Annotated in this window: 25 protein-coding genes and 1 tRNA gene; 18 read left to right on the top strand and 8 right to left on the bottom strand. The window is 60.2% G+C overall.

The window, feature by feature from the left end; genetic code table 11:
• Positions 1-7: 7 nt before the first annotated feature.
• Positions 8-601: a DUF4329 domain-containing protein gene (locus Q0887_RS03520; protein WP_299192386.1), complete on the top strand. Its 594-nt coding sequence runs from the start codon at positions 8-10 to the stop codon at positions 599-601.
• A 252-nt stretch (positions 602-853) separates the two neighbouring features.
• On the opposite strand, the gene Q0887_RS03515 is transcribed toward Q0887_RS03520, so the two are convergent.
• Positions 854-1,159 (bottom strand): hypothetical protein, encoded by a 306-nt coding sequence (locus Q0887_RS03515; RefSeq protein ID WP_299192384.1) that lies wholly within the window; start codon positions 1,157-1,159, stop codon positions 854-856.
• A 455-nt stretch (positions 1,160-1,614) separates the two neighbouring features.
• Here Q0887_RS03515 and Q0887_RS03510 point away from each other — a divergent pair, with 455 nt between their 5' ends.
• A complete protein-coding gene (locus Q0887_RS03510) occupies positions 1,615-2,763 on the top strand; it encodes an alpha-hydroxy acid oxidase (RefSeq protein WP_299192382.1) in 1,149 nt (382 codons plus the stop codon).
• 56 nt (positions 2,764-2,819) lie between these two features.
• Entirely contained in the window at positions 2,820-3,275 is a 456-nt protein-coding gene (locus Q0887_RS03505; RefSeq protein WP_299192380.1) for a hypothetical protein, read from the top strand.
• 144 nt (positions 3,276-3,419) lie between these two features.
• Here Q0887_RS03505 and Q0887_RS03500 read toward each other — a convergent pair whose 3' ends face one another.
• Positions 3,420-3,968, bottom strand: a complete 549-nt coding sequence (locus Q0887_RS03500) for a YHS domain-containing (seleno)protein (RefSeq protein WP_299192378.1) — start codon at positions 3,966-3,968, stop codon at positions 3,420-3,422.
• 331 nt (positions 3,969-4,299) lie between these two features.
• Here Q0887_RS03500 and leuA point away from each other — a divergent pair, with 331 nt between their 5' ends.
• From leuA to Q0887_RS03470, 6 genes are all read left to right on the top strand, one after another.
• Positions 4,300-5,982 carry a 2-isopropylmalate synthase gene (leuA, locus tag Q0887_RS03495; RefSeq protein WP_299192377.1) on the top strand — a complete coding sequence of 561 codons (1,683 nt, stop codon included), beginning with the start codon at positions 4,300-4,302 and terminating at the stop codon, positions 5,980-5,982.
• Between the two features lie 3 nt (positions 5,983-5,985).
• Positions 5,986-6,567, top strand: a complete 582-nt coding sequence (locus Q0887_RS03490) for a DUF924 family protein (RefSeq protein WP_299192375.1) — start codon at positions 5,986-5,988, stop codon at positions 6,565-6,567.
• Between the two features lie 105 nt (positions 6,568-6,672).
• Complete coding sequence (locus Q0887_RS03485; protein WP_299192373.1) at positions 6,673-7,365, top strand: ferritin-like domain-containing protein; 693 nt, start codon at positions 6,673-6,675, stop codon at positions 7,363-7,365.
• 28 nt (positions 7,366-7,393) lie between these two features.
• A complete protein-coding gene (locus tag Q0887_RS03480) occupies positions 7,394-7,825 on the top strand; it encodes a GtrA family protein (RefSeq protein ID WP_299192371.1) in 432 nt (143 codons plus the stop codon).
• A gap of 222 nt (positions 7,826-8,047) precedes the next feature.
• Positions 8,048-9,094, top strand: a complete 1,047-nt coding sequence (locus tag Q0887_RS03475; RefSeq protein WP_299192370.1) for an amidohydrolase family protein — start codon at positions 8,048-8,050, stop codon at positions 9,092-9,094.
• Between the two features lie 67 nt (positions 9,095-9,161).
• The gene (locus Q0887_RS03470) at positions 9,162-10,148 is read left to right on the top strand and encodes a nitronate monooxygenase family protein (RefSeq protein WP_299192369.1); all 987 of its coding nucleotides are present in this window, start codon (positions 9,162-9,164) and stop codon (positions 10,146-10,148) included.
• 5 nt (positions 10,149-10,153) lie between these two features.
• Here the strand turns inward: Q0887_RS03470 and Q0887_RS03465 are convergent, their stop codons facing one another.
• The 3 genes from Q0887_RS03465 to Q0887_RS03455 form a co-directional block, all read right to left on the bottom strand.
• A complete protein-coding gene (locus Q0887_RS03465; protein ID WP_299192367.1) occupies positions 10,154-10,696 on the bottom strand; it encodes an AHH domain-containing protein in 543 nt (180 codons plus the stop codon).
• 2 nt (positions 10,697-10,698) lie between these two features.
• Positions 10,699-11,475, bottom strand: coding sequence for a hypothetical protein (locus Q0887_RS03460; protein ID WP_299192365.1), 777 nt, complete (start codon positions 11,473-11,475; stop codon positions 10,699-10,701).
• A gap of 172 nt (positions 11,476-11,647) precedes the next feature.
• Positions 11,648-12,130: a flavodoxin family protein gene (locus Q0887_RS03455; RefSeq protein ID WP_299192363.1), complete on the bottom strand. Its 483-nt coding sequence runs from the start codon at positions 12,128-12,130 to the stop codon at positions 11,648-11,650.
• 97 nt (positions 12,131-12,227) lie between these two features.
• Between Q0887_RS03455 and recJ the strand changes: the two genes are divergently transcribed.
• The 8 genes from recJ to phoB all read left to right on the top strand — a co-directional run bounded on the left by recJ (position 12,228) and on the right by phoB (position 20,528).
• Positions 12,228-14,015: a single-stranded-DNA-specific exonuclease RecJ gene (recJ, locus tag Q0887_RS03450; RefSeq protein WP_299192361.1), complete on the top strand. Its 1,788-nt coding sequence runs from the start codon at positions 12,228-12,230 to the stop codon at positions 14,013-14,015.
• A gap of 116 nt (positions 14,016-14,131) precedes the next feature.
• A tRNA-Glu gene (locus Q0887_RS03445) sits at positions 14,132-14,206 on the top strand.
• Between the two features lie 95 nt (positions 14,207-14,301).
• Complete coding sequence (locus Q0887_RS03440; RefSeq protein WP_299192359.1) at positions 14,302-15,537, top strand: ATP-binding protein; 1,236 nt, start codon at positions 14,302-14,304, stop codon at positions 15,535-15,537.
• 128 nt (positions 15,538-15,665) lie between these two features.
• The gene (gene pstC, locus Q0887_RS03435; RefSeq protein WP_299192357.1) at positions 15,666-17,051 is read left to right on the top strand and encodes a phosphate ABC transporter permease subunit PstC; all 1,386 of its coding nucleotides are present in this window, start codon (positions 15,666-15,668) and stop codon (positions 17,049-17,051) included.
• Positions 17,044-18,324 carry a phosphate ABC transporter permease PstA gene (gene pstA, locus Q0887_RS03430; protein WP_299192356.1) on the top strand — a complete coding sequence of 427 codons (1,281 nt, stop codon included), beginning with the start codon at positions 17,044-17,046 and terminating at the stop codon, positions 18,322-18,324. The genes pstC and pstA overlap by 8 nt, the downstream gene beginning before the upstream one ends.
• A gap of 41 nt (positions 18,325-18,365) precedes the next feature.
• Positions 18,366-19,112 carry a phosphate ABC transporter ATP-binding protein PstB gene (pstB, locus tag Q0887_RS03425; RefSeq protein WP_299195213.1) on the top strand — a complete coding sequence of 249 codons (747 nt, stop codon included), beginning with the start codon at positions 18,366-18,368 and terminating at the stop codon, positions 19,110-19,112.
• Positions 19,112-19,780, top strand: coding sequence for a phosphate signaling complex protein PhoU (gene phoU / locus Q0887_RS03420; protein ID WP_299192354.1), 669 nt, complete (start codon positions 19,112-19,114; stop codon positions 19,778-19,780). Before pstB ends, phoU begins: the two co-directional genes overlap by 1 nt.
• 58 nt (positions 19,781-19,838) lie before the next feature.
• Complete coding sequence (gene phoB / locus Q0887_RS03415; RefSeq protein ID WP_299192353.1) at positions 19,839-20,528, top strand: phosphate regulon transcriptional regulator PhoB; 690 nt, start codon at positions 19,839-19,841, stop codon at positions 20,526-20,528.
• Between the two features lie 13 nt (positions 20,529-20,541).
• Here the strand turns inward: phoB and Q0887_RS03410 are convergent, their stop codons facing one another.
• Positions 20,542-21,174 (bottom strand): hypothetical protein, encoded by a 633-nt coding sequence (locus Q0887_RS03410; protein ID WP_299192351.1) that lies wholly within the window; start codon positions 21,172-21,174, stop codon positions 20,542-20,544.
• 140 nt (positions 21,175-21,314) lie between these two features.
• Complete coding sequence (locus Q0887_RS03405) at positions 21,315-24,839, bottom strand: error-prone DNA polymerase (RefSeq protein WP_299192349.1); 3,525 nt, start codon at positions 24,837-24,839, stop codon at positions 21,315-21,317.
• A 207-nt stretch (positions 24,840-25,046) separates the two neighbouring features.
• On the opposite strand from Q0887_RS03405, the gene Q0887_RS03400 reads away from it, so the two are divergent.
• A complete protein-coding gene (locus Q0887_RS03400) occupies positions 25,047-25,616 on the top strand; it encodes a phosphoribosyl-AMP cyclohydrolase (RefSeq protein WP_299192348.1) in 570 nt (189 codons plus the stop codon).
• A 69-nt stretch (positions 25,617-25,685) separates the two neighbouring features.
• On the opposite strand, the gene Q0887_RS03395 is transcribed toward Q0887_RS03400, so the two are convergent.
• Entirely contained in the window at positions 25,686-26,021 is a 336-nt protein-coding gene (locus Q0887_RS03395) for a PilZ domain-containing protein (RefSeq protein ID WP_299192346.1), read from the bottom strand.
• Positions 26,022-26,073: the final 52 nt, after the last annotated feature.

Below are 26,073 nucleotides of genomic sequence, written 5' to 3'. Positions count from 1 at the left end.
TCGCCGCATGAATCCGTCGACCATCCGTATCCTTTACGTCATCTGCGCTATCGCCTTCGTGGCGATGATCGCGCGCGCCTATATGAATGTGAAAGGGACCGACGGCCTCGTGCCGGTGGTCCCCCATTCTGAAGTCGCCGACTTTGCGAAAACCGAACTCGACAAACTCCAGCAACCGAGTTTCGAAGGGAACAAGGAACTGTGCGGGATCATCTTTGAAACCTCCGATGCCGAGCTTGGCGTGTCGATCCCGCGCGACGGGGACGAGGCCAGCTGCGACATCTCTTACTTCGATGAGCCCGGCATGGTTCCGGTCGCCAGCTTCCACACACACGGCAAACATTCCGACCGCTATGACGGCGAAGTGCCCTCTCTGATCGATATCGAAAGCGATGTGGCGACCGGAATGGACGGCTATGTTGCGACGCCCGGCGGACGGTTGTGGCGGATCGATCACGCCGAAGCTGTCGCGGTGCAGGTTTGCGGACCCGGATGCCTGACGCAAGATCCGGCCTACGAGCCCTGCAACGGCGATCCGGTCAAACAGCGCTACACAATCGATGAATTGCAGGCCCGCTTTAGTTCCGATCTAAGCTGCTGATCTGAAAAGAAACCGCCCGCGCAAAACCCTTTTTCACGCGGGCGGTTTCAGATTGCGACCAGAAGAGATCGGCGCTGATGGGGGGAGACGCCTTTCCCCAACTCTGGCTTCTTCTTGCCTGATGGTGATGTTGTCATCGCGACACTGTCATTTCGACAATGGCATCTCGACATTGGCATCACCTGTAAAAAGAGGACGTGACCGGAGATACTAGGAGGAACGACCTCCGGCCACGCCCAAGGCGCACACCCGTCAGGCAGCGGGCGCGCAACTCGAAGCGGAACAGGAACTGGCGGAACATTCCGCAGCGGCGCAGGCGGCGGCAGCGCAAGCGGCAGCCTCGGCTGCCTCACGTGCGGCACGGCGTTCCTGGCGAGCGGCTTCTCGTGCCTGCCGGGCAGCGCGGCGCTCAGCAGAGGACGAGGCGTTTGAGCGGCTGCTCGAATAGCCGCTTGGCCCACAAGGTGCATCGGCAAGCGCGGGCGCACCGGTGCTTGCCGCAGCAAGGCCGCCTGCTACCATCAGCATCTTGGCAAGGTTCAAACTCTGTTTCGCCATTTCGTCATCCTCTTCAGTTTCGTCACGTTCTTGGGGGTGGGGGTATTGACGCTCCGGCAATTTGGGGGGTCAGGGAAATTGCCAGAGCGCCAATCATGTGACGGAGACCCGCCTTCGATCGCTCGCTTGCGCTAGGCATGCTCCGGTTTGAGCTGCGATCGGCATATGAAGGGTCTCCCGAATTCCAGTTCGTGCGGCGACCACCTGGACGGATGCGAGCAAGGGGGCATCAGGGGGAGCGCCAGCTAGGGGAGGCTGGCTTTTTTTGCTTCGCATCACTGCCAAGTGGCCGCGCACATCATGGGGTTCGCGCAGCCTGCGCAGTTGGTGACACCCAAACTCAAAAAAATTTCAATAAAGGTGCTCGGAAGGATCAGAAGCGCATGCTCTCGACACTTTGCCCGCAATCGGCCAAGGCTGGGGCCTGCTGAAATGAGGGGCATGCGACACCACAAATGCGTCTTTCCGACTGCCATAATATCGAGGATTTCCGGCGGCTTGCGAAGGCGCGCCTGCCCTTCCCCGTCTTCGATTATATCGACGGGGCGGCCGATGACGAGCTGACCAAGGCGCGCAACACCGCCAGCTATGACACGGTTGATCTGGTCCCCGATGTCCTTGCCGGTGTGGAGCAGATCGACACCTCGACCACGATCCTTGGCCGCAAGAGCGCGCTGCCGCTGATGCTTTCCCCAACGGCTGTCCAACGCGCGTTCCATTGGCAGGGCGAGCGCGCGGTTGCGAAGGCGGCGGAAGCACACGGCCTTTGGTTCGGCATCTCCAGTCTCGCCACGTGCAGCATCGAAGAGATCGCCGCGCTCACCAGCGGGCCGAAACTGTTCCAGCTCTATGTGCACAAGGACAAGGGGTTGAACACCCATATGATCGAGCGCTGTCAGGTCGCCGGTTTCGATGCTTTGGCGCTGACGGTCGACACGATTGTTTCGGGCAAGCGAGAGCGGTGTTTGCGCAGCGGCTTTACCACCCCGCCCCGCTTCTCTCCGGCAAGCATCTGGAGCTATGCGACCCGTCCGCGCTGGACGCTTGACTACCTCTTCCGCGAGAAATTCCGGCTGCCCAATCTCGACACGCATGTCAGCGAGGGATCGAGTGAGGCGGTTAGCATTGCGGAGTATTTCAACACGATGCTCGACACATCGATGGATTGGGGCACCGCCGCTGCAATCCGCGAACAATGGGGCGGGAAATTCGTGCTGAAAGGTGTGATGAGCGCCGGTGATGCGCGCCGCGCGGTGGAGATCGGCGCAGATGCGATCATGATATCCAACCATGGCGGACGGCAATTGGACGGCAGCCGCGCGCCCTTCGATCAGCTGCCCGAAATCGTCGATGCGGTGGGCGGCGAAATCGAGATCATTTGCGATGGCGGCGTGCGGCGCGGGACGCATGCACTCAAAGCGCTGTGCAGCGGCGCAAGCGCGGCATCGGGCGGGCGGCTCTATCTTTACGCTCTGGCCGCTGCCGGAGAGGAAGGCGTTACCCGCGCGCTAGACATCCTCAAGGACGAGATCGAGCGCGGAATGCGGCTGATGGGCGTGACCCGGGTGGATCAGCTGACCGCCGAGCGGTTGCGCAGCCGATAATGTTGAAGTCCAGCGCTCCCCGCCCTAACCTTGGCAACGACCAAGGGGGAGGACAAATGAGACTGGCAGCCATGCTCATCTGCGCGCCCGCTTGGCTCGCGCTCGCAAGCTGTTCGGGCGGCAATGACGACACGTCCGATGCCGCCGAAGATTTCGCCGCGCGGATCAATGGCGGCACGCCCGCTGCAGAGGCTACGCCCGCGCAGGTTCCTGCTCCCGTAGCCGCTCCAACCGTGGTCCCTCCCCGCGAAACTGGCACTCAAGCTCCGCTCACGATCAATCCTGCCACCGGCAAGATCATTCAGGCCTGCAACGCCGATGCGATGGGACCGTTTCTGGGCAGGCTGGCGGACGAGGCCACGCGGCTCGACGTCATGGCCAGTGCGCAAGGCGCCAGCGATGTGCGCTTCATCGCGCCCGGCACCGACTTCATCGCATCAGACCCTGCCAATCCGCGTCTCAACCTGATGCTCGACGCCGAAGGGATCATCCGCGACGCGAGATGTGGGTGAGTTTGTGAAGCCTTTGCGGACTCGAACCAAAACGGGCTCCTAAAGGGAGCCCGCAAGGCCGACCGGCCGCCCGCAGCGACGCGATCGACAGATCGCATGAGCGAGGAAGCGATCCCGCGGACGCGGGATCGCCCCCAAACAATTTTAGTCTTGGAAATGCTCGTCCGGTGAGTGGGTCGGATAGTTGACATCGCCCGTCTCGATGAAGCCCGGAATGTCTTCGTTCCAACGCACAGCCACGTCTTCGCTGAAGTTGAGGTAGAGCGTGCCTTCCACGATCTTGTAGACATTGGGATCACCCGGTGCGAGCGCGTCGTTGGCGCCGATCGCCCATGCACAATAGCCGCCATAAGCAGGCGCATATTTGGCCGGGTCAGCGATAAACGTGTCAGCGCTTTCGGCGCTGGCGAAGCGATAGTCGTAGCCGTTATAGCGGACAGTGAATTCTTCGCTGCCTTCAACCGGAACGCCGTCGCCGGTGAAGTAGCTGACAACGTCATAGCCTGAAACGGCCAGCGTATCGGCTTTCGAAGCGGTGTGGATAGGTCCAGTCGGCTCACCGCCCAGATCGGCGTAGAAGCCTGCGTCAACGACTTCGGCAGTCATTGCATCGCCATTGGATGCGTCAGTTGCCGGAGCGCCGCATGCTGCGACAGTGGCCATAAGGGCAATTGCGAAAATTGATTTCTTCATAGGGGTATCCTCCTTGGATAAACGGGAGCCGGCGGCCTGAATGCAAAACTCTATGCCGGCGACACCTGCCAGTTCGGGAGCTTGATCGCATCGGTTACAAAACAAAACTTTGCTGCTCAAAACGCAATCTACGCACCCGTCACGGCTTGCGCTCACCCGCGTAATAGGCAAAGACTATGCGCCATGACATTCGGTAACGCTGCACTACTGCTACGACTTATCCGCCCTTGGGCGGTGTAGGGCTCTTGCGCGTGTAAAACCGGCGCGGCCCACCGTCCAAGGGAGCCGCTTTCACCCAGTTTAGTGCGATTTTTCCAGTGAGCCTGATGTCATGCCGATGCTGAAACAGCCTTCGACCAAATATTCCCCCTTCCCGCAGATCAACCTGCCCGACCGGCAATGGCCCTCGCGCATTATCGACGCCGCGCCGCGCTGGCTCTCGACCGATCTGCGCGATGGCAATCAGTCGATTATTGACCCGATGGACGCAGTGAAGAAGCGCCGCTTTTTCGATCTGCTGGTCGAAGTTGGCGTGAAAGAGATCGAAGTCGGCTTTCCCAGCGCGGGCGCGACCGAGTTCGACTTTATCTCCGACCTTGTGCGCGGCGATGCGGTGCCCGACGATGTGATCGTGCAGGTCCTGACGCAAAGCCGCGAAGACCTGATCCGCACGTCCTTTGAAAGCCTCCAAGGCGCGCGCGCAGCCATTGTCCATCTCTACAACGCGGTGAGCCCGGCATGGCGCGACATCGTGTTCCGCATGAGCAAGGACGAAGTGCGCGAGATCGCGGTCGCAGGCGCAAAGGTGATGCGCGATTGCGCGGGTGAGCGCCCCGACACTGACTGGAATTTCCAGTACTCGCCTGAGACATTCTCGACCGCCGAACTCGATTTTTCCATCGAAGTTTGCGCTGCGGTGATGGAGGTCCTCCAGCCCACTCCCGACAAGCCGATCATCCTCAACCTGCCCGCCACCGTCGAGGCAGCGACCCCCAATATCTACGCCGACCAGATCGAGTATTTCTGCCGCAACCTGCCGAACCGCGAAAGCGCGGTGATCAGCCTGCACACCCACAATGATCGCGGGACCGGCGTTGCGGCGGCGGAGCTGGGATTGATGGCGGGCGCAGACCGGGTCGAGGGCTGCCTGTTCGGCAATGGCGAGCGCACCGGCAATTGCTGCCTCGTCACCATGGCGCTCAATCTCTACACCCAAGGCGTCGACCCGCAGCTCGACTTCTCCGATATCGACCGCGTGATTGAGACGGTTGAGTATTGCAACGACCTGCCAGTCCACCAGCGCCATCCCTATGGCGGTGAATTGGTCTACACTGCCTTTTCCGGCAGCCATCAGGACGCAATCAAGAAGGGCTTCGAAGCGCGCGGCCAACAGAATGACGAAGGCTGGCGCGTCCCCTATCTGCCGATTGATCCGGCGGACCTCGGGCGCAATTACGAAGCCGTCATCCGCGTCAATTCGCAAAGCGGCAAAGGCGGGTTCGCGTGGGTTCTGGAGCAGGATCAGGGCCTCAAACTGCCCAAGGCGATGCAAGCGGATTTCTCCCGCCATGTGCAGCATCTCGCCGACGATCTGGGCCGCGAACTGGGTGCCGCCGACATCTGGGAGGCTTTCAAAGCCGCCTACCACGTCCAGACGCCAAACCGGCATTTCCAACTCGTGGATTACGAGGAAAGCCGCGCCGCCGATGGCACGCGCATCTTCGCCGGCAAGATTGCGGTTGATGGCGGCGAACAGAGCGTCTCTGGCCGTGGCAACGGCCTGATTTCCAGCGTGGTGAGCACGATCGAGGATGCCTTCGACCTCGACATCAAGATCCTCGACTATTCCGAGCACGCGCTCGGGTCCGGACGCGATGCGCGGGCTGCGGCTTACCTCAAATGCGAGAGCGGCGGGCGCGTCATCTGGGGCTGCGGGATCGACGAAGACGTCGCAACGGCAAGCGTGCGCGCGGTGCTGAGCGCGGCGAATTCGGCGGTCGCGTCGGAGGGCTAATTGGTGAGCGACGCGCTTCCCAACGGCACAGTCCCCGCCGAGGCGATGGAGGTCCTGCACTTCTGGTTCCTCGAACTCATGCCCGAAAACTGGTTCGGCTCTTCAGACGATGTCGATCGCGCGATAGCCGATCGCTTCAGTTCGACTTTGTCCGATGCCAGCGAAGGCAAATGCGCGCACTGGGCCGAAACTCCGCGCGGCCTGCTCGCACTTGTGATCGTGCTCGATCAGTTTCCTCGAAATATCCATCGCGGAACTGCGCTTGCCTTTGCCCATGACCGCGCGGCTCAGATCCTTGTCGCCAAAGCGCTCGACATGGGCTGGGACAAGAAGCTCGGCATGGACGAGAGGCAATTTCTCTACTTGCCCCTGATGCATGCCGAAGATCGCGATTTACAGCAGCTTTGTGTCGAGAAGTTCGAAGCCCTAGCCTCCAGCGCATCGGGCATTGTCGGATTTGCCGAACGCCACCGCGACATCGTCGCGCGCTTTGGGCGGTTCCCCTATCGCAATGATCTTCTGGGACGGGACTCCACATTGGAGGAGCGCGACTGGATCGCGGAAAACGGCAACCCCTTTGGCTAGCCTGCATGCAGTTCAAAGCGCGGCGAATTCGGCTGTATCAGGCTGATATGTGACGATTTAGTCATTGATTTGACGCATGTTTTCGCAAGGCGTACACTTGCGGGCATGTTTAACTCGATCCGCCAACGATATCTCGACCTGCTCGGATCGATCTACATCTACAACGAGCATCGCGGTTACACCGCCATTGATCGCGTGCTCGAAGCCGTTCTGGCGCGTCACCCCGATGATACGAGGCTGATCGAATCGGTCCAGCAGCACCGTGCAGATGAGCGCAAGCACTACGTCATGTTCCGCCGCTGGTTCGAGCTGCGCGGGCAGAAACCGCTCTTCGTTGACCGGACCTGTGGGCACATTGATCGCTTCGTCGAAATCATGTTTGGAAAGCGGATCGACGACCTCGATACGCAGGCCGTGATTGACGATGACACCAAGTTCGAAAAACTGTGCCGGGTGATCTCGCTGACTGAAAAGCGCGGGTTCAAACAGGTGGAAATCCTGCTCGATCACCCATTGGTGCGCGATGACAAGGTGTTGGTGAAGATTTTCGGTATCATCCACGAGGACGAGCCGAGCCATTGGGCGCCTTATGACGACTGGCTGCAACGCAATGGCCTGCGCGAGCCGAAATGGTGGGAGCGTGCAGTTGACCGCTTCATCCATTCCGAATTGCTGTTCCTCAAATTGCCGTTCCTGTTCGTCAATCCGTTCCTGAAACGCCGCGAGGATTGGCCCGACGCCTCGGACCCGGCTGAGCGCGAAGCCTCCGAGTTCGATCTATCGGTGCCCGCCGAATAGCGGCCCGACGCGCGGCTGACTGCATTCGATGAGCGGACCCACATCAGGCACAGCGCTCTGGCAGCGAGTCTTGTCGCGCAAGGCCGCGATGATGCTCGTGCGAAACACGGTGGTTTCAACCGGCGTCTTTCTTATCAGTCTGGGGGTGCTCTGGGCGCTGGTCGAGAAAGCCGGAATGGATGAAGTCATTGCTGCAGCCATCGGGTTCCTGGCAGCCAACACGGTGCATTACGCGCTGGGACGCAGCTGGATTTTCCGCGGCACCGACCGGCACATCGCAACCGGCTATCTCTACTTTCTGATCAGCGGAGGAATGGGACTGGCTATAACGGTCGCGCTCTATTGGGCGCTGCTGCGCTTTACCGCGATCGACTACATCATCGCGCGCATTCTGGTTTCGATTGTCGCAGGGCTTGCGATGTTTCTGTTCAACGCGATTATCAATTTCCGGCGGTTGTAGGTCGCCCGATCCACATTTCCTACACCGCCCGAACCCGCTATCGAGCGTGCGCATGTCTAGCCTCTGCCCTCCCCAAATTAGCGCTTGCGATTGGCCGCTAGGGGCGCTCTTGTCCGGCGGAGAAGTTTTTCTCTCAGGACCGTGTAACATGCGGTCCATGTCTCCGCTAAGTGCCTGTAATGGCGTGCCAAGCGAAAACGTCCTGTTGGAGAGGTGCAAAGCATGACCGAAGCGATACTCGAACCCGATCTGGCGATCATCGACCCGCACCATCACCTGTGGGACCTCTCTCCCATGTTGCCGATGTTCCCTGAGCCCCGGCACCGCTTCCTCGAAACGCTGGTTCCGGTCGCGCATTACACCTTCGATCAGTTCAACGCCGAGGTCGCGCAGAGCGGCCACAACGTCATCGCCACCGTCTTCATGGAGTGCGGCGCGTTCTACAACGGTGCCTATGGCGAAGCGCTGAAGCCGGTGGGCGAGGTTGAGTATGTGAACGGCGTCGCGGCGCAATCGGCGAGCGGGCTTTACGGCAATGCGCGGCTCTGCGCGGGGATAGTCGGGCATGCGGACCTGACACGCGGCGCAACGGCGGGTGAAGTGCTCGACGCGCTCAAAGCCGCCTCACCCGGTCGGTTCAAGGGCATCCGCCATCAGGGCGCGTGGGATGCCGATCCCGAAGTGCTCGGCCCTCCCTTCCATGCTCCGCCGCAGCTCTACCGTGATGCGACCTTCCATGAGGGCTTTGCGGAATTGGGCAAGCGCGGCATGAGCTTCGATGCGTGGATCCTCGAACCGCAATTGCCCGATGTGATCGACCTCGCGCGCGCCTTCCCCGATACACCGATCTGCCTCGACCATTGCGGAACACCGCTCGGTATGGCGAGCTATACGGGCAAGCTGGAAGAGCGCTTTGGCATCTGGCGGGGCAACATGATCGAGCTGGGCAAATGCGAGAATGTGATGGTGAAGCTGGGCGGGCTGGCGATGCACAATTGCGACATGCCCTCCGAAGGACCGGCTGCGGGGATTGGTTCGCAGGAGCTGGCGCGGCTGTGGAAGCCCTATATCGAGACGTGCATCGAGGCATTCGGCACGAAACGCGCGATGTTCGAAAGCAATTATCCGGTTGATCGCTGGGGGGCGACCTATCCGGTGCTTTGGAACGCCTTCAAGAGGATCACGGCAGGCGCAAGTGCGGATGAGAAAGCGGAGCTCTACGCCGGAAACGCGGCGCGCTTCTATGACATTGAAGAGGTGCTGACCTAGTCCGCCTTGCGTAGTTGCGAATTGCAACCTACCGCGCCTCAAAACGACCTATCCGGAGAGAACCACAATGCCGCTTCCCGCCCCGTTTGACCGCCTTCGCCTGCCGCTGATTGGATCGCCGCTCTTTATCGTGTCGGGTCCGGAGCTGGTGATTGCGCAATGCAAGGCCGGGATCATCGGCAGCTTTCCCGCGCTCAATGCGCGCCCGCAGACGCTGCTCGACGAATGGCTGCACCAGATCACCGAGGAACTGGCCAAGCATAATCGCGAGAACCCGGATCGCCCCGCTGCGCCTTATGCAGTGAACCAGATCGTCCACAAGTCGAACGACCGCGTGATGGCCGACATGGCAACTTGCGAGAAGTGGCAGGTGCCAATGGTCATCACCTCGCTCGGCGCGCGCACGGAGATCTTCGATGCGGTGCGCAATTGGGGCGGGATCACGATGCACGACGTCATCACCGACCGCTTTGCCCGCAAAGCTATCGAGAAAGGCGCAGACGGGTTGATCCCCGTTGCAGCCGGTGCTGGCGGACACGCTGGCACTCTCTCGCCCTTCGCGTTGATGCAGGAAATCCGCGAGTGGTTTGACGGTTTGGTCGCGCTGTCCGGTTCGATCGCCCACGGCGCCTCAATCCTTGCAGCGCAGGGTATGCGCGCCGACTTCGCCTATTCGGGCAGCGCCTTCATCGCGACCGAAGAAGCGAATGCCGATCAGGGATACAAGGACGGCATTGTCGAAGGCGACGCTGCTGGCATCGTCTACACCAACCTGTTCACCGGCGTGCACGGCAACTACTTGCGTTCCTCGATCGAGAAAGCGGGCCTCGACCCCGACGATCTGCCGGTCAGCGATCCGTCCAAGATGAACTTCGGTTCGGGCGGCAACACCAAGGCAAAGGCGTGGAAAGACATCTGGGGTTCAGGCCAGGGTGTCGGCGCGATCAAGTCGGTCGGCAGCGTCGAAGACCTCGTCGCGCGGATGGAGCGCGAATATCACGAAGCGAAGGCGCGGCTGATGGCAAACTCGGACTACTCAGCCTGGAGCGAATAGTAGCGTCAGGTCGCCTCCCAAAGCGCTTCGGCCATCGCGTCCAACTCGCCAAAGTCGAAGCCGGTGCCTAACGGATCTTTGCGATTGAGGATCATCCTGCGCCGTTCATTGAGCAAACGGCGGCGCAAGGCTGCCTGAAGCAGTGCCAATCGGTCGAGCGCTTCGCTGAGCGCGGCATCGGGGTCTCGTGGTCGAGCTTGCGACCAGCGCTCTTCGATCCGGCCGACACGTTCGATTACCAGCTCGTTATACTGGCGATGCGGACCTCGGTGGAGCGGCATGCCGCTGCGCAAGGTCGCATCATCGGTCGCAGGCAAAAGCAATCCGTTGCGGCGAAAATCGTCAAAGCCGACCAGCTCGCGGCCGATTGCGCCGAACATGGAGCCAAAGCAGCGCTGACCAAGCAGTTGGCGCGGCAGGAGGTGGTGGCGTTGCAGGCCGGGATCATGTCCGGGCGTGCCGCGTTTGTTGACGTTACGAAAAGGGATGCGCGCGCGCGCGCAGACGGGTCCCGCCCGCCCTGATGCGATCCCTGTGCCCCCCGTCATCTCTATTCGCGTGCAACCCTCACAAACTTGCCATTTCGCGATGTCCTCAAGATCAACCGCGTCCCGTCAGGCGCAATGATCCTCTCGTTGCCGTCGATCCCGCCGACAAGTACTAGCTGGTTGATAAGCCGCACACCGAGCCGGGTTGCAGCGACCTTGTCTGATGAAAGCGGCGGTTCGATCCGCAGTTCCTGCCCGATCCAGAAGTCGAGCCCGCGGCTTTGCAGCGCGCCATCAATCGTCTCCCGGAATGCTGTCAGGCCTAGCGCGGGGAATGTCCCCCCTTCGAGCCAGGCAGTCGACACCGATTCGAAGAAACGCTGACCGATAGCGCTCGCTGAAGGAGGCCACACCACTGCCTCGAGGTCTTCGAAATGGTGAACCAGATCGCGCGCCAGGCCGACCAGCCCCTTCACCACCGGAATTGAGTGCTCACCGCCTGCCAGATGCTGACCTGGGCTCAACTGAAGCGCCTCATACTGTGCAGCACCGGGCATGTCCTCCAGATCGAAACGGTGATCGATCTGCGGAAAATAAGTCGCCTCGCCAGGACTTAGGCCGCAGAGGTCAAAGACCAACCCTTCGCGCAGCAATTCCAGCCAGACCATGCCTCGGACCGTCGCATCCTTCTCGATGCAGGGTTCAAGAGTCTCACCATCGGCGGCGACCAGATGGAGGGGGGTATCCTTTGAAGGGTCATGCGAAACCGAAACTGCGCGATGCACTGAAATGAAACCGCGTATGGCAGCACGATCGGGCCGTTTGCCCTTCGCAAACAACAGGTAGAGCCCTTTGGCACCGGAATCCGATGATTGTGCGATTGGCTACGATCCCCTCATTACCGCGACCCTCGGCAACGCCTGACCACGGAGCTTGGCCCTATTTGCGCCCCGCGTCGAGTCCCGTGTGAGTAGAATATACACAATTCAGAACACAATTCGGGTTACTTAGTCAAAACATTCCGGCGAGAACGCCCTCAGATATTGCGGCTCCGATATCACGGCATTGCGTCAATATTTGGTCCGACGGATATTTTGCGGCAAGAATGGTCTCTGGTGTTTGCGCTGCAAAGTTCGCAATCAAAGGATCGGCCACGCGGCGCAATCGCCACCCGGTAGCAATCCTGTCAATCTGGCGCTGCGCACCCTCACCGTCTGAACCAGCTGCAATGATCGTGGCATAGGCCCGCCCTTCGATCCGTCCGAGAACGGGATAGTAATTGGTGTCGAACATCTCCTTCATCGCACCGCTCATCGAGGCAAGATTTTCAGGACAAACGAACAGATAGGCGGAGGCTTCAAGGATATGCTCGGCACGCACATGCTGCGCGCGCATCAGCCTTGCTGCTTCGTGTTCTGCCGCTGCACGCGCCATCGTTTCGCTCGCACCCGTGCGGCTGTGCCAGATGACCAGAAGGGTTGGTTTCTCGCTCATTGGACGCAATCAACGCCATCCATTGCTCTTCGAGTCAATTGTCGATTGTCTGGCCGCGCGCCTGTCGCATGCTTTCCGGATCAGCTAGAGCCGCCCGATGGCCACCCACTCGCTTTCTCATGTGCTTGGAGTTTCACAGTCGCTCGCCGGGCGCGCTTGGCATTGGCGCGGCGGTAATATGGACCTCGGCGAAGATGCCGCCGGGCTTAACCGCGATATCACATCGCAATTGTTGATGACCCGCGGCGTGACCGAAGAAGACGTGGCAAAGCATGCTCAGCCAACGATGAGGGAGTTTCTACCCAACCCCTCAGAGTTTCGCGACATGGACCGCGCCGCAGAGCGGATTGCAAGCGCGATTTTCGCAAGTGAGCAGATCACTATCTACGGCGATTACGACGTCGATGGCGCGACCAGCGCGGCCTTGCTTGTTGAGTTGCTGCGCGCGCTGGGTGTTGAGGCAGGCTATTACATCCCAGACCGCCTGCTTGAAGGCTATGGCCCGACTGGCGAAGCGCTGGTGCAACTGGCCGAGGATGGGTCGAGCCTGATTGTCACAGTCGATTGCGGGGCGATGGCCTATGAAGCACTTGCTATGGCGAAAGAGGCTGGCGTCGATGTGATCGTGGTCGATCACCACAAATGCGCTGCCGAGCTGCCCCCTACTGCCGCGCTGGTGAACCCCAACCGGCTGGACGAGAATGATCTGGCGGCATCGCACGGCCATCTGGCGGCGGTGGGAGTCGCATTCCTGCTCGCGATCGCGCTCGTTCGGAACCTGCGCGGCAAAGGCTATTTCGAAGGTCGAGACGAGCCCGATCTGATGGCGCTGCTCGATCTGGTTGCGCTTGGCACTGTTGCTGATGTTGCGGCTTTGCACGGCCTCAACCGCGCTTTTGTGGCGCAGGGGCTCAAAGTGCTCGCGCGCCGGGACCGGATCGGGATGGCTGCGCTCATGGATGCAAGCCGTTTGAAGCGCGCGCCTATCGCCTCCGATTTGGGCTTTGCATTGGGGCCGCGGATCAACGCTGGCGGACGGATCGGGGAATCGACGTTGGGAGTGCGGCTTCTGACCACGCGCGATCCCGAAGAAGCGCGCGACATCGCCGAACAGCTGTCTGCGCTCAACGAGGAGCGCCGCGCGATCGAGGCCGAAGTGCAATCCGCCGCCGAGGCCCAGCTGGGCGGGCAACACAATATGGCGGTTCAGGTGCTTTCCGGATCCGGCTGGCACCCGGGAGTGATCGGCATCGTCGCGGGACGAATCAAGGAGAAGACCGGCAAGCCTTCAATTGTCATCGCGCTGGATGAAAGCGATGGGACCGGAAAAGGATCGGGGCGTTCGATCAGCGGGGTTGATATCGGCGCTGCCATCATCGCGGCGCGCGAGTCCGGACTGCTCGTTGCAGGCGGCGGGCATGCGATGGCCGCTGGGCTGACAATCGAGGCGGGGAAGCTCTCTGCCTTCACCGAATTTCTCGACGAGCGGCTCGCCCGCGATGTCGAGCGCGCGCGCACCGAACAGGTCATGAAACTCGATCTGTCGCTCGCACCCGGTGGATTGACGCCTGATCTTGTAACCACTCTCGAGGCCGCAGGCCCTTATGGCGTTGGCTGGCCGGCCCCGCGCGTCGCTGTGGGGCCAGTGCGAATCGTGAAGGCGGATATTGTCGGCAAGGACCATCTGCGCGTCATCGCGGCAGGCAGTGATGGCCGTTCGTTCAAGGCTATCGCGTTCCGTGCAGCCGAGACCGAAATGGCGCAAACGCTGATGCATCGGAGCAAGGGGCGCAGCTTCCATCTCGCCGGACGAGTGAAAATCGACGATTGGGGCCCTCGCCCCGCAGCCGAGTTGCACCTGGAAGATGCCGCATTCGCGGACTGAGCGCGGCTTTTCCCCAGCTGGCATTGGGCATCGAGCATATTTTTCTGAAAGGTGAGGCAGACAGGGCTTGACCCTTCGATCACGCCTGACTAGATGCGCGACCTCGCAACGAGCGTGGCCCCTTCGTCTAGCGGTTAGGACGCGGCCCTTTCACGGCTGAAACACGGGTTCGATTCCCGTAGGGGTCACCACCTCCTTCATCTCCACTCTCGCGCGCCCGGCTTGGGTCTCGATATCCCCAGATGGATATTTGACCTGCGGCCCACGGGCGGTAGAGCGTTGCGCGATGGGAACAAGCCGAACCCTCCCCTTTGTCGGTATTGCGCTGGCGTTGGTGACGTTTGTCGCCATGCTGACGCTCAGCATTGACCCGATGATCGCCATAGCCGTGGCCGTCCTTTGGATCGGCTCGTTGCTGCTGGCCACCGGACGTCCGCCCGAAGAGCCGCCGGTCGTCACTCCGCGGCCGATCAGCCGCCGATCCATTCGCAAGCTGATCGAAAACTCCTCCACCCCGGTTCTGGTCGCCGACAAGAACGTGATCGCCATTGCCAATCGCACAGCGCGCGATTTGATGGGCGCGCACGTGGTTGGGCAAGATGCACGCGTCGCCTTTCGCCATCCCGAAGCGATCGCGCTGTTCAGTGAAAATCGCAACGGCAATGCGACCGTCCACGGATTGATCCGGTGGCAGGACATCTGGCAGATCAACCGTCAGGCAATAGACGAGGATCTGGCTGTGATAGAGCTGATAAACCAGTCAGCCGAAGCCGATATCAGCCGCGCCCACACAGACTTTGTCGCCAATGCAAGCCATGAGCTGCGCACGCCGCTTGCCGCGATTCTTGGTTATGTCGAGACATTGCGCGAAGGCGGAGACAACCTCACCGAACCAACCGCGCAAAAGTTTCTGCGCACGATGGAGCGTGAGGCGCAGCGAATGCACAGCCTTATCAGCGATTTGATGAGTCTCTCGCGGGTCGAGGCAGAAAAGCACGATCTACCGAACGATGTGTTCGATCTGCGCACCTTGGTCGAGCGCGCTGCCCGTGATGCAGCTGGGAGCGAGCGGCTTAGCCGGCTTGATCTCGACCTGAAGCCCAATCTGCATGTCCAAGGCGACGAGAAGCAACTGGAACAGATGGTCCGCAATCTGGTCGATAACGCGCTCAAATATGGGAGCCTTGAAACTTCGGTGAAGGTGGAACTGGCAGTGGGCCGCGACTCTATGGCGCGCCTGTCAGTCATCGACCAGGGAGAGGGTATCGCGCCGGAACAGCTCCCGCATCTCACCCGCCGTTTCTACCGCACCGATCCCGGCCGCAGCCGCGCGTCGGGCGGAACAGGACTCGGCCTCGCAATCGTGAAGCATATCGTTCAACGCCATCGCGGCAGGCTCAATATCGACAGCGAGTTGGGCAAGGGAACCAGCGTCATCGTGCGTTTGCCGATTGCAGCCAAGGACGACCCGCCGAAGCCGAAAATTGAAGAAAGAAGCGTGAAGCTGGGGATTGAGTCATAGATGTGTCTTATTTCTCGGACATGCGCATTGAGTTGATTGAAAGCAGGGATCATGAGCGGTGTAGGTGCCGCCATGGTGCGGCACAGATCGTCGTGCTGGTGTCCATTTAGAGGAAACAGGTTCAATCCATGTCGCCGATTACTCTCATTCTGATTGCTATCGGGTTGGGCCTGGCAGGCTGGCTGGCCGGGCGGGCCAAGGCGTGGAGCTTCAAGAAATCAGAACCTGAGGTGCGCCCGCTTGCGCGGCCCACCTATCACGCATGGTATGTGGCGCTGTGGGTCGTCATTCCGGTGCTAGTCTTTATCGTCCTGTGGTCGATCGTCGCGCCGCAACTTGTGCTGCAAAGCGTGCTCGCCTCCCCGGCTGCCGCAAGCCTGCCCGATATCGGTTTCCAGCGCGAAGCATTGCTGTCCGAGGCCCGCGCAGTCGCATCCGGAGCATCGACGGTGGTGTTCAACCAGGACGCTGCGCCTTTGGTCGAACCTTTTCGTGAGGCGTTCAGCCAATACAACCTGATCGGCTACGCACTGACGGTCCTTATCGCGTTTGGCGGCGGTGCATGGAGTTTCCTGCGGGTACGACCCGATTTCCACGCCCGAACACGGGTTGAGCGTACAGTGATGGTTGTGTTGCTGCTCGCATCGCTGGTCGCGATCCTCACAACGTTCGGGATCGTGGCGAGCCTGGTGTTTGAGACGATTCGCTTCTTCGGAATGGTGTCACCGGTCGATTTCCTGTTCGGGACCTTCTGGGGGCCCGATCCGATGGGCAATCCGGATAATCCCGATGCTTCGCGTTACGGCGCGATCCCGCTGTTCTGGGGCACGATATTTATCGGCGCGATCATCGCGATGATCGTAGCCATCCCGCTTGGCCTGATGAGCGCGATTTACCTTACCCAATATGCAGCGCCCTCTGTGCGCAAATGGGTGAAGCCCGCGCTTGAAATTCTCGCGGGTATTCCGACGGTCGTATACGGCTACTTCGCCGCGCTTACTGTTGCCCCCGCCGTGCGCGATATGGCGGTTTCAATCGGCATTTCGGGCGCGTCGAGTGAAAGCGCGCTTGCCGCTGGCGTGGTGATGGGCGTCATGATTATTCCCTTCGTCTCTTCCATGGCCGACGATTCGATGGCGGCTGTGCCCAGCGCGATGCGCGATGGCAGCCTTGCGATGGGCGCCACCCAGTCCGAAACCATCAAACGCGTGCTCTTCCCCGCAGCTCTTCCCGGCATTGTTGCAGGAATCATGCTCGCGGTCAGCCGAGCGATTGGCGAGACTATGATCGTCGTGATGGCGGCGGGCGCATCTTCTAACCTGACAGCCAATCCGCTCGATACGATGACCACTGTGACCTATCAGATCGTCGCAATGCTCACCGGCGAAGGCAGCTTTGACCACCCTGCAACGCTCAGCGCCTTTGCGCTCGGCTTTGTCCTATTCCTCGTCACCCTCGTGCTCAACATCATCGCATTGCGCGTCGTGAAACGCTTCCGTGAGGCTTATGAGTAATACCGCAACCGAGCTGCAGGCCGAATTGCCGGCTGGCGGGCCCACCCGCACCGACGCGTTTGCCAAGCGTTTGGCACAGCGATACCGCGCAGAGCGGCTTTTTCGTGCGCTCGGCCTGGGCGCGATCCTGTTCTCCATCTCGGTGCTGATCTTCCTGCTCGCCAATATGCTTTCCAACGGCGTTGGCGGGTTCCAGCGCGCCGAAGTGAGCGTGCCAATTGATCTGGCATCGAGCGGGATCGCAGCCGACGAGGCATTGTTGGCCTCCCCCGACGCGATCCAGCGCCTCGAAATGCAAGGACTGCCTGCTGTGGTCGAAGCCGCTGCTATGGCGGAGCTGGGAGCAGAGGGTGCGGCCGAAATAGACCGCGATTCCTGGCGGGAAGTTGCCCGGGCGGTCCAATCCGATCCGGCGCTTTTGACGCAAACCTATGAGTTTGATCTCACTGCGTCATCCGACCTTGCATCTGGACTTGCCGGAGAAGGTTCGGCCGAAATGCAGGCGCTTGCGCAGCAGTTGTCGGGCGAAGGAAAGCTGGCGAGAAACTGGGATTGGGGCTTCCTCAGCCGTTCGGACGCGACCAGCCCGCAAAAGGTTGGGATCTGGGGCGCGCTGAAAGGCTCGATGCTCACAATGGTCGTGACCTTCCTGCTGGCATTCCCGATCGGGGTGCTGGCCGCGCTCTATCTGGAGGAATACGCGCCTAAGAATCGCTGGACCGACCTTATTGAAGTGTCGATCAACAATCTGGCCGCTGTTCCCTCGATCATATTTGGCTTGCTGGGTCTGGCTGTATTCCTGACGCTGTTCCCCAATTTGCGCTCAGCCCCGCTAATTGGCGGTATGACGTTGGCGCTGATGACTATGCCGGTCATCGTGATTTCGGGCCGCAATGCGATCAAGTCTGTGCCGCCTTCGATCCGTGACGGCGCGCTGGCAGTGGGAGCCTCGCCGGTACAGGTCGTGTTCCACCATGTCCTGCCGCTCGCGCTGCCGGGGATGCTGACCGGAACCATCATCGGTATGGCCCGCGCGCTAGGAGAGACTGCGCCGCTGCTGCTGATCGGGATGCGTGCCTTTGTCGCTACCCCGCCTGACGGCTTTACCTCTCCTGCGACCGTTTTGCCGATGCAAATCTTCCTGTGGTCTGATGAAATTGACCGCGGCTTTGTCGAGCGCACCAGCGCTGCGATTATCGTGCTATTGCTGTTCCTCCTCGCAATGAATGGCGTTGCCATTTACCTGCGCAACAAATTCGAGAAGACCTGGTGACCATAGTCCACGAAACCATCAAGAATAATCCTGACGCCAAAATGCGGGCTCGCGATGTCTCGGTCTATTACGGTGACAACAAGGCGATCGACGATGTTTCGATCGACATTTCGCCTGACTATGTGACTGCCTTTATCGGTCCGTCGGGCTGCGGCAAATCGACCTTCCTGCGGTGTTTCAACCGCATGAATGACACGATTCCTTCAGCCAAGGTGACAGGGCTGATCGAGCTTGAGGGTGAGGACATCCACGGCAATTCGATGGATGTGGTGCAACTGCGCGCGCGCGTCGGCATGGTGTTCCAGAAGCCCAATCCCTTTCCCAAGACGATATACGAGAACGTTGCCTACGGCCCAAAAATTCACGGACTTGGCGAGAAGAAGGCCGATCTCGATGTGATCGTCGAGCGCTCGCTTACCCGCGCAGGTCTGTGGGACGAAGTGAAGGACAGGCTCGAGGATTCGGGCACCGCACTTTCGGGCGGTCAGCAGCAGCGCCTATGCATCGCGCGCGCCATCGCAGTCGATCCCGAGGTAATTCTGATGGACGAACCGGCCTCTGCGCTCGATCCCATCGCCACCGCCAAGATTGAAGAATTGATCGACGAACTTTCGGGCCGGTATGCTATCGTTATCGTCACCCACTCAATGCAGCAGGCTGCCCGCGTAAGCCAGCGCACTGCCTTCTTCCACCTTGGCCGCATGGTCGAATACGGCCCGACGTCAGAGATCTTCACCAATCCGATCGAAGAGCGCACCAAGGATTACATCACAGGACGTTACGGATAATGACTGAGCATACCGTCAAAGCATTCGATGAGGACATCACCCGTCTTCGCGGCCTGATCGCGGAAATGGGCGGCTTGGCCGAGGTTGCCATTCAGGAAGCGCTGGACGCGATGGTGCGCGGCGACGAGGAACTGGGCGACAAGGTGGTCGAACGCGACAAGAAGATCGACGCGCTCGAAATGGAAGTCGACAAGCTCGCCGTTCGTATCATCGCCTTGCGCGCACCAATGGCAGACGATTTGCGCGAAGTGATTGCTGCGCTCAAGATTGCGGGCGTGGTCGAACGGATTGGCGACTATTCCAAGAATATCGCGCGCCGCGTCGGCATGATCCAGGGGCGCGACCATTTCGAACCGCTTACTCTGATCCCCGCTATGGGCGAGCTGGCGGGAGAGATGGTTCACGATGTCCTCACCGCCTATTCAGCGCGCGACCCGGGCCTTGCGCTCGAAGTGATCGCGACCGATGCCAAGGTCGACGCATTCTACAACAGCATTTTCCGCAATCTCGTCAGCCATATGGTGGAGAATCCTGCGACCATTTCGAGCGCTGCGCAGATGCTGTTCGTGGCGCGATATCTTGAACGAATTGGCGACCATGCGACCAATGTCGCCGAGATGGTTCACTATGCCGCAACGGGCACCTATCCGCCTGATGCCGATGCCTGAGTAGGCGGCTCGTTTTCGCGTGTCAGCCGGTTAAGAGCCAGAATTTGGAGGCACAGTGATGTCGGCTGCAAAATTGCTGCTTGTCGAAGACGATCCGGCACTGTCCGAGCTACTTGAGTTCCGGTTCCAGAACGAAGGCTACAACGTCCGCTGCACCAGCGACGGCGATGAGGCGCTGATTCTGGCGAGCGAGGAAGTGCCCGATCTCGTCATCCTGGACTGGATGATCGAAGGCACCAGCGGGATCGAAGTTTGCCGCCGCCTGCGACGTGACAAAGACACCGCTCATGTCCCGATCATCATGCTCACCGCGCGCGAGGCTGAGGATGACCGGGTGCGCGGGCTCGATACCGGCGCTGACGACTATTTGACGAAGCCTTTTTCGCCGCGCGAGCTGCTTGCCCGCGTTGCGGCGGTCATGCGCCGCATCCGCCCCGCCCTTGCTGGTGAAACCATCAAGGTTGGCGATATCACGCTCGATCCGGTCGCACATAAGGTGGAGCGCGCCGGACAGGTGCTCCAACTCGGCCCGACCGAATACCGCCTGCTCCAATTCTTCATGGAAAGCCCCGGACGGGTGTTCAGCCGCGGGCAGTTGCTCGATGGGGTTTGGGGCACCGATAGCGATATCGAACTGCGCACCGTCGACGTCCATATTCGCCGCCTACGCAAAGCGATTGGTGTTGAAGGCTCCGAAGACCCGATCCGCACTGTGCGTTCGGCTGGATATGCTTTCGAGGCTGTTTGAAGATCGACCTGCCTTAGAGAATCCCCTCTAGGCAGCCTTCTCCGTAGTCGTCTGGATCAACCTGCTTCACTTCGCGGGCATTGTAAGTCATCAACACCGTTTGTCCCGCGTTTAGGCATTCGAGGTGCTCGTTGCTGAGTTGAATGAAATTGTCCTTGGTCACGTCTTGACCATTGGCGTTGATATTCGCCCCGCAAGGCCCCTTTAGGTCGCCCGCGTTGCCCGTGGCGGGCAGCACCACCGCCCGATTGTTGGTGCGGTCTGCGATCAAGATGTTTTTGCCCATTAGGGTCGAGCCCGAGCATACATATGCTTTTGCGTGATTATAATTCGATTGGGTGTCGGGCCACGAAACATAGACAGATCGAAGGCTTGTTTCACAAGGTCCTGAATTGGTTGCGCATTCTCTAATTATCCGTGCACGGACCGGGTGATCTTCGTCTAATTTCGCTATCTCATCGACCAATGCGGGATCATTGATGTCGTAAAGATTGATTGAATCGCTGGTCGGTTGCCCGTCACCGCCATTGCCATTACCATTGCTACTGCCATTGTCTCTCGGCGCTGTGACATTTGCCTCTTGCCCAAGAAGTTTGAAAGAAAGGTCCACACCACTAAGCGCCGCGATTGTAACAAGAGCAATCATTCCGCCAGTTGCTGCCAAGACTACCCGGAGAGGTGGGTACGAAATTATTCCACCCTCTTTTTCATTTGCACTTTCCCCAGTCACCTGCCCCTCCTGGTTACACCGCTCTCTTTGACCCTATTCTATAAAGCCAATTTCAATTAGTGAAAGTCGCGTGATTTCGGAATGATCCGGTGATTGCGCGGATGCCCTCTGGCAGAGGGAAGTTCGTCGATAAGGTCACGCGGTCGCACTGCCTTGTGCGCGCGGCGCTCCTCGCTGGTTAGGCTGGTCAGATTGCGCCCGTTTGGTAAGGGGCTGGTCACATGATCCGCCCTCGCAACTGGTGCGTGGAGCGGATCGTCTGACAGCGCATAGAGCCGGTCACTCGCATCGGTCAGATGGTGCGCGATGACATGGATCACCTCGTCATCATACTCCACCCGCCCCCTCACCTCGATCAGCCGCGCGCCCATAATCACGCGGCGCTGCTTCGCCATCAGATCAGGCCATACGACAAGGTTTGCGACTCCTGTCTCGTCCTCCAGCGTGATGAAGCACACACCCTTCGCGCTGCCCGGTCGCTGGCGGATCAGGACTACGCCCGCGACCTGCACCATAGAGCGGAATTTACGCTCGCGCAGGTCGCAGGCACGCACAAAGCCGCGCTCACCCAGTTCGGGCCGCAGGAACGCCAGCGGATGCGCTTTCAGGCTGAGCCGCGTGGTCTGGTAATCCGCTACGACCTCCTCGGAGAGCGGCATTGCGGGCAGCTTTGTGAGCGCCCTCTCCGCTCCTTCGTCGCGCTCCGCTGCGGCGCGGAACAGCGGCAGATCGGGTGCCGCAATCAGGCTGCGCGCATCCCACAAGGCCTGCCGCCGAGACAGTTCCATCGAAGTGAAGCAATCCGCGCTGGCAAGGCGCTCTATATGCGCAGGCGACAGACCGGCGCGCTCGCGCAGTTCGGCAACGTCTCTGAACGGCCCGCGCTCTGCCCGCTCCGCGATCAATTGTGCTGCGATATGTTCGGGCAAGCCATCCACCTGGCGCAAGCCAAGACGCAAGGCGATGTGGCGGTCGAAGCGGCCCGATGCAGCACCCCCAGCCTCCTCGCCAACTTCTTCCAGAGTGTTGTCCCACTGCGACCCGTTCACATCTGCCGGTAGCGCCTCGACCCCGTGCTCGCGCGCATCGCGCACGATCTGTGCAGGCGCGTAAAATCCCATGGGCTGCGAGTTGAGCAATCCGCAGGCAAAGGCGGCGGGGAAGTGGCATTTGAGCCAGCTTGAGACATAGACCAGATGTGCGAAGCTCGCCGCGTGACTTTCGGGAAAACCGTATTCGCCGAACCCTTTGATCTGGTTGAAGCACCGTTCGGCAAAGTCGGGATCATAACCGCGTTCGACCATGCGCCCGACCATCATATCCTCCAGCTCATGCACCATGCCGCGCGAACGGAAGGTTGCCATCGCCTTGCGCAGCCGGTTTGCCTCCAACGAGGAGAACTTGGCGGCGTCGAGCGCGATCTTCATCGCCTGTTCCTGAAAGATCGGGACGCCCAGCGTGCGTTCCAGAATGCTCGAAAGCTCGTCCGGGGGGCCATGCTGCGGAGCGGGCGCGGGGATCTGCACCGGCTCTGCCCCGCGGCGGCGTTTGAGATAGGGGTGGACCATATCGCCCTGGATCGGACCGGGGCGAACAATCGCAACCTGAATCACAAGGTCATAGAATTCGCGCGGACGCAGGCGTGGGAGCATGTTCATCTGCGCGCGGCTTTCGACCTGAAAAACGCCGAGCGAATCCCCCTTGCGCAGCATCGCATAGGTTTCCGGATCTTCTCGCGGAACGCTCGCCAGCGTCAAAGCGCGGTCATGATGCGCCTCAAGCAGATCGAGGCATTTCCTGATGCAGGTCAGCATGCCCAGCGCCAGCACATCGACCTTCAGGATGCCGAGCGCGTCGATATCATCCTTGTCCCACTCGATAAAACTGCGATCGGGCATCGCGCCATTGCCGATCGGCACAGTCTCGGTGAGCGCCCCTTCGGTCAGGATGAACCCGCCCACATGCTGCGAGAGGTGGCGCGGCATGCCGATCATCTGCTCGGTCAGTTTGAGCACGCGTTTGAGGTGCGGGTCGGACAGGTCCATGCCGATCTCCTCGACATGCGCCTCCCCGATCTCGCGGCCCATACCGCCCCACACTGTCCGCGCGAGCGAGCTGGTAACGTCCTCGGACAGGCCCATCGCCTTGCCCACTTCACGGATCGCCATGCGCGGGCGGTAATGGATCACCGTCGCAGTCAGACCTGCACGATGGCGGCCATATTTGGCGTAGATATACTGGATCACCTCCTCGCGCCGCTCATGCTCGAAATCGACGTCGATATCGGGCGGTTCCTTGCGCTCCTCGGAGATGAACCGGTCGAACAGAAGTTGATGTTTCGCCGGGTCGACGCTGGTGATTTCGAGGCAGTAGCAAACCGCGGAATTGGCTGCGCTGCCCCGCCCCTGACACAGGATCGGCGGATCCACGCCCCGCGCAAAATCGACGATGTCCTTGATGGTGAGGAAGTAGCGCGCAAGGTCAAGCTTCGCGATCAGCGCCAGCTCGCGTTCGAGCGTTTGCTGGACGCTGTCGGGCACGCCAGAAGGGTAGCGCCGCTCTGCCCCGCGCCAAGTCTCAATCTCGAGATATTCCTGCGGGGTCATGCCATCGGGATAGACCTCTTCAGGATATTCGTAGCGTAGTTCGTCGAGTGAGAACTCACACGCATCGGCAACTTTGCGTGCGGCAGTGATGGCATGCGGCCAGCGGGCGAACAGGCGCGCCATCTCCTGAGGGCTCTTGAGGTGCCGTTCGGCATTGGCGTGGAGCAGATGTCCGGCCTCTGCCACCGTAGTCTTGTTGGCAATCGCGGTCATCACGTCCTGCAAGGGACGGCGAGCGGGCGTGTGATAATGCACATCATTGGTGGCGAGCAGAGAGAGGCCGTTGGCGCAGGCCAGTGCATCGAGCCGGTCGATCCGCGCCACATCATCGCCGCGATAGAGATAGGTCGCAGCAAGGTGCTTGAGGGTGGGAAATTGCAGCGCAAGGTGCGGGAGGAGATCGGAAAACGAGGCGGTAAACGTCATCGGCCCCACTTGCTCATCGCCGGAATGCAACGGCACCACATTGCTGGGAACGCGGATGGCGAAGGCCGCGCCAAGATCGTCAGGCGGGATCACAATCAGCTGCACACCATCAGCATGTGCTGCCAGCATGGCAAGATCGATCTCGCACACGCCCTTCTCTTGCCAGTCGCCACCCAGCGTCTGCATGCGTCCTGCACTGATCAGACGGCACAGGCGGCCATAGGCGGCGCGATCCTTTGGATAAGCGAGGAAAGCCAACCCCTCGACCGTTTCGATCCGGCAGCCGATCACGGGGCGCAATTTGAGCGTGTTCGCCTCGCCATGGACCCGCACCACACCGGCGAAACTGTTGGCATCGGCAATCCCGATCGCGTCATAGCCCAATGCGCGCGCCGTGCTGACCAGATCGACCGCATCGGAGGCTCCGCGCAGGAAACTGAAACAGCTCACCATCCCCAACTCGACAAAGCACGCACGCTCAGGCGGTTCGACCAGATCAGGGTCGATCGTCAGTCTGCGCTTTTCAGGGGTTAGCGGAGCATCAGGCACAGTTTATGTTCTTTATATGTTCCGAATTCAATTTTCTAGGCAAAAAAGGTTCTGGATTGCGGGAACACTATTGCCGATGATACGTAGTACCACCACGGACCGGGCCCCTCTGGCGAGCAATTCCGCTCGTGATGTCGGACGTATTCCGCGGCAATCCGCCGCAGATTTCAAACGGGGGGCCGGATGCTCCCCGCAAGGGAGTATGAAATGAACAAGCTGATGACGATCCCCCTCCTCGGTGCAAGCGCTCTGGCTCTTGCTGCCTGTGGCGGAGGCGAGACCGCTTCAACCGAGGCAGCCACCAGCAATCCGATTACCATTGAAGAAGTCGAAGCCGCGCAAACCGCGTGGGGCGAAGGCATTGTCGCAATCGGACAGGTCTTCACAGACGAAGGCGATTACAGCGCGCGTGCGGCCGAACATATCGCCACGCACTACGCCTATGACGATGACGCGACGATCCTCTTCAAGCCCACTCTGGCGGCTGAAGACCAGTTCCGCGAAACCACCGAAGAAGCGCTCAGCTACTTCGTTGGCACCGAGGGCACCGAAGATGGTGGCTTTGCCATCGCGCCTTACAGTGCGGTTCGCTGGGAAAATAACGGCACCGTCATCTCCGACGGCGGTGACATGGCGGTTGCGATGGGCAACTACTTCTTCACCGGCAGCGACGGGGGTGAGACCAAGGTCGAGTATTCCTTCGCCTATGAAAAGGACGAGAACGGCGATCTGAAGATCGTTCTCCACCACAGCTCACTGCCGTTTAGCGGCGGTTGATCGACACATCTGTGCTGATTGAGAGGGGGTCGGGGCGGAGAGTTCCGGCCTCTTTTTCATACGTCCAGGTTAGACCCGGTATGTCCGTTGCGGCTCGCACTGAAGGTTCGCTTCGTTTTCCGTGCACATGTGATCAAGAACAGCTGAGTGGATTTCACCTTCAAAGGCAACACCGGCAAACCGATCCTGCACCCAGGCGATCCGCCCGAGTGGTGCGTGGATATTTCCGAGTTTCATTGTCACCCGGTCGCCGACATTGGCGAAACCGCGCGTCGCCTTGATCTTGCATCCGCCTTCGGAAATATCGATCAAATCGACATAGATGACGCGCGACTGCACCCGGCTCTTAACCACCAGGCTAAGAGGCCGCCGGTTTGAGGTTCGCGGAACACTTTGCACGTTCATGATACGTGTATGACACAAATGGGTAAACGAAGTTTAAGCGCGGTAGCAACCA

The organism is uncultured Erythrobacter sp., from assembly GCF_947492365.1.
GTDB lineage: Bacteria > Pseudomonadota > Alphaproteobacteria > Sphingomonadales > Sphingomonadaceae > Erythrobacter.
This window is presented reverse-complemented; position numbering and strand designations above follow the sequence as displayed.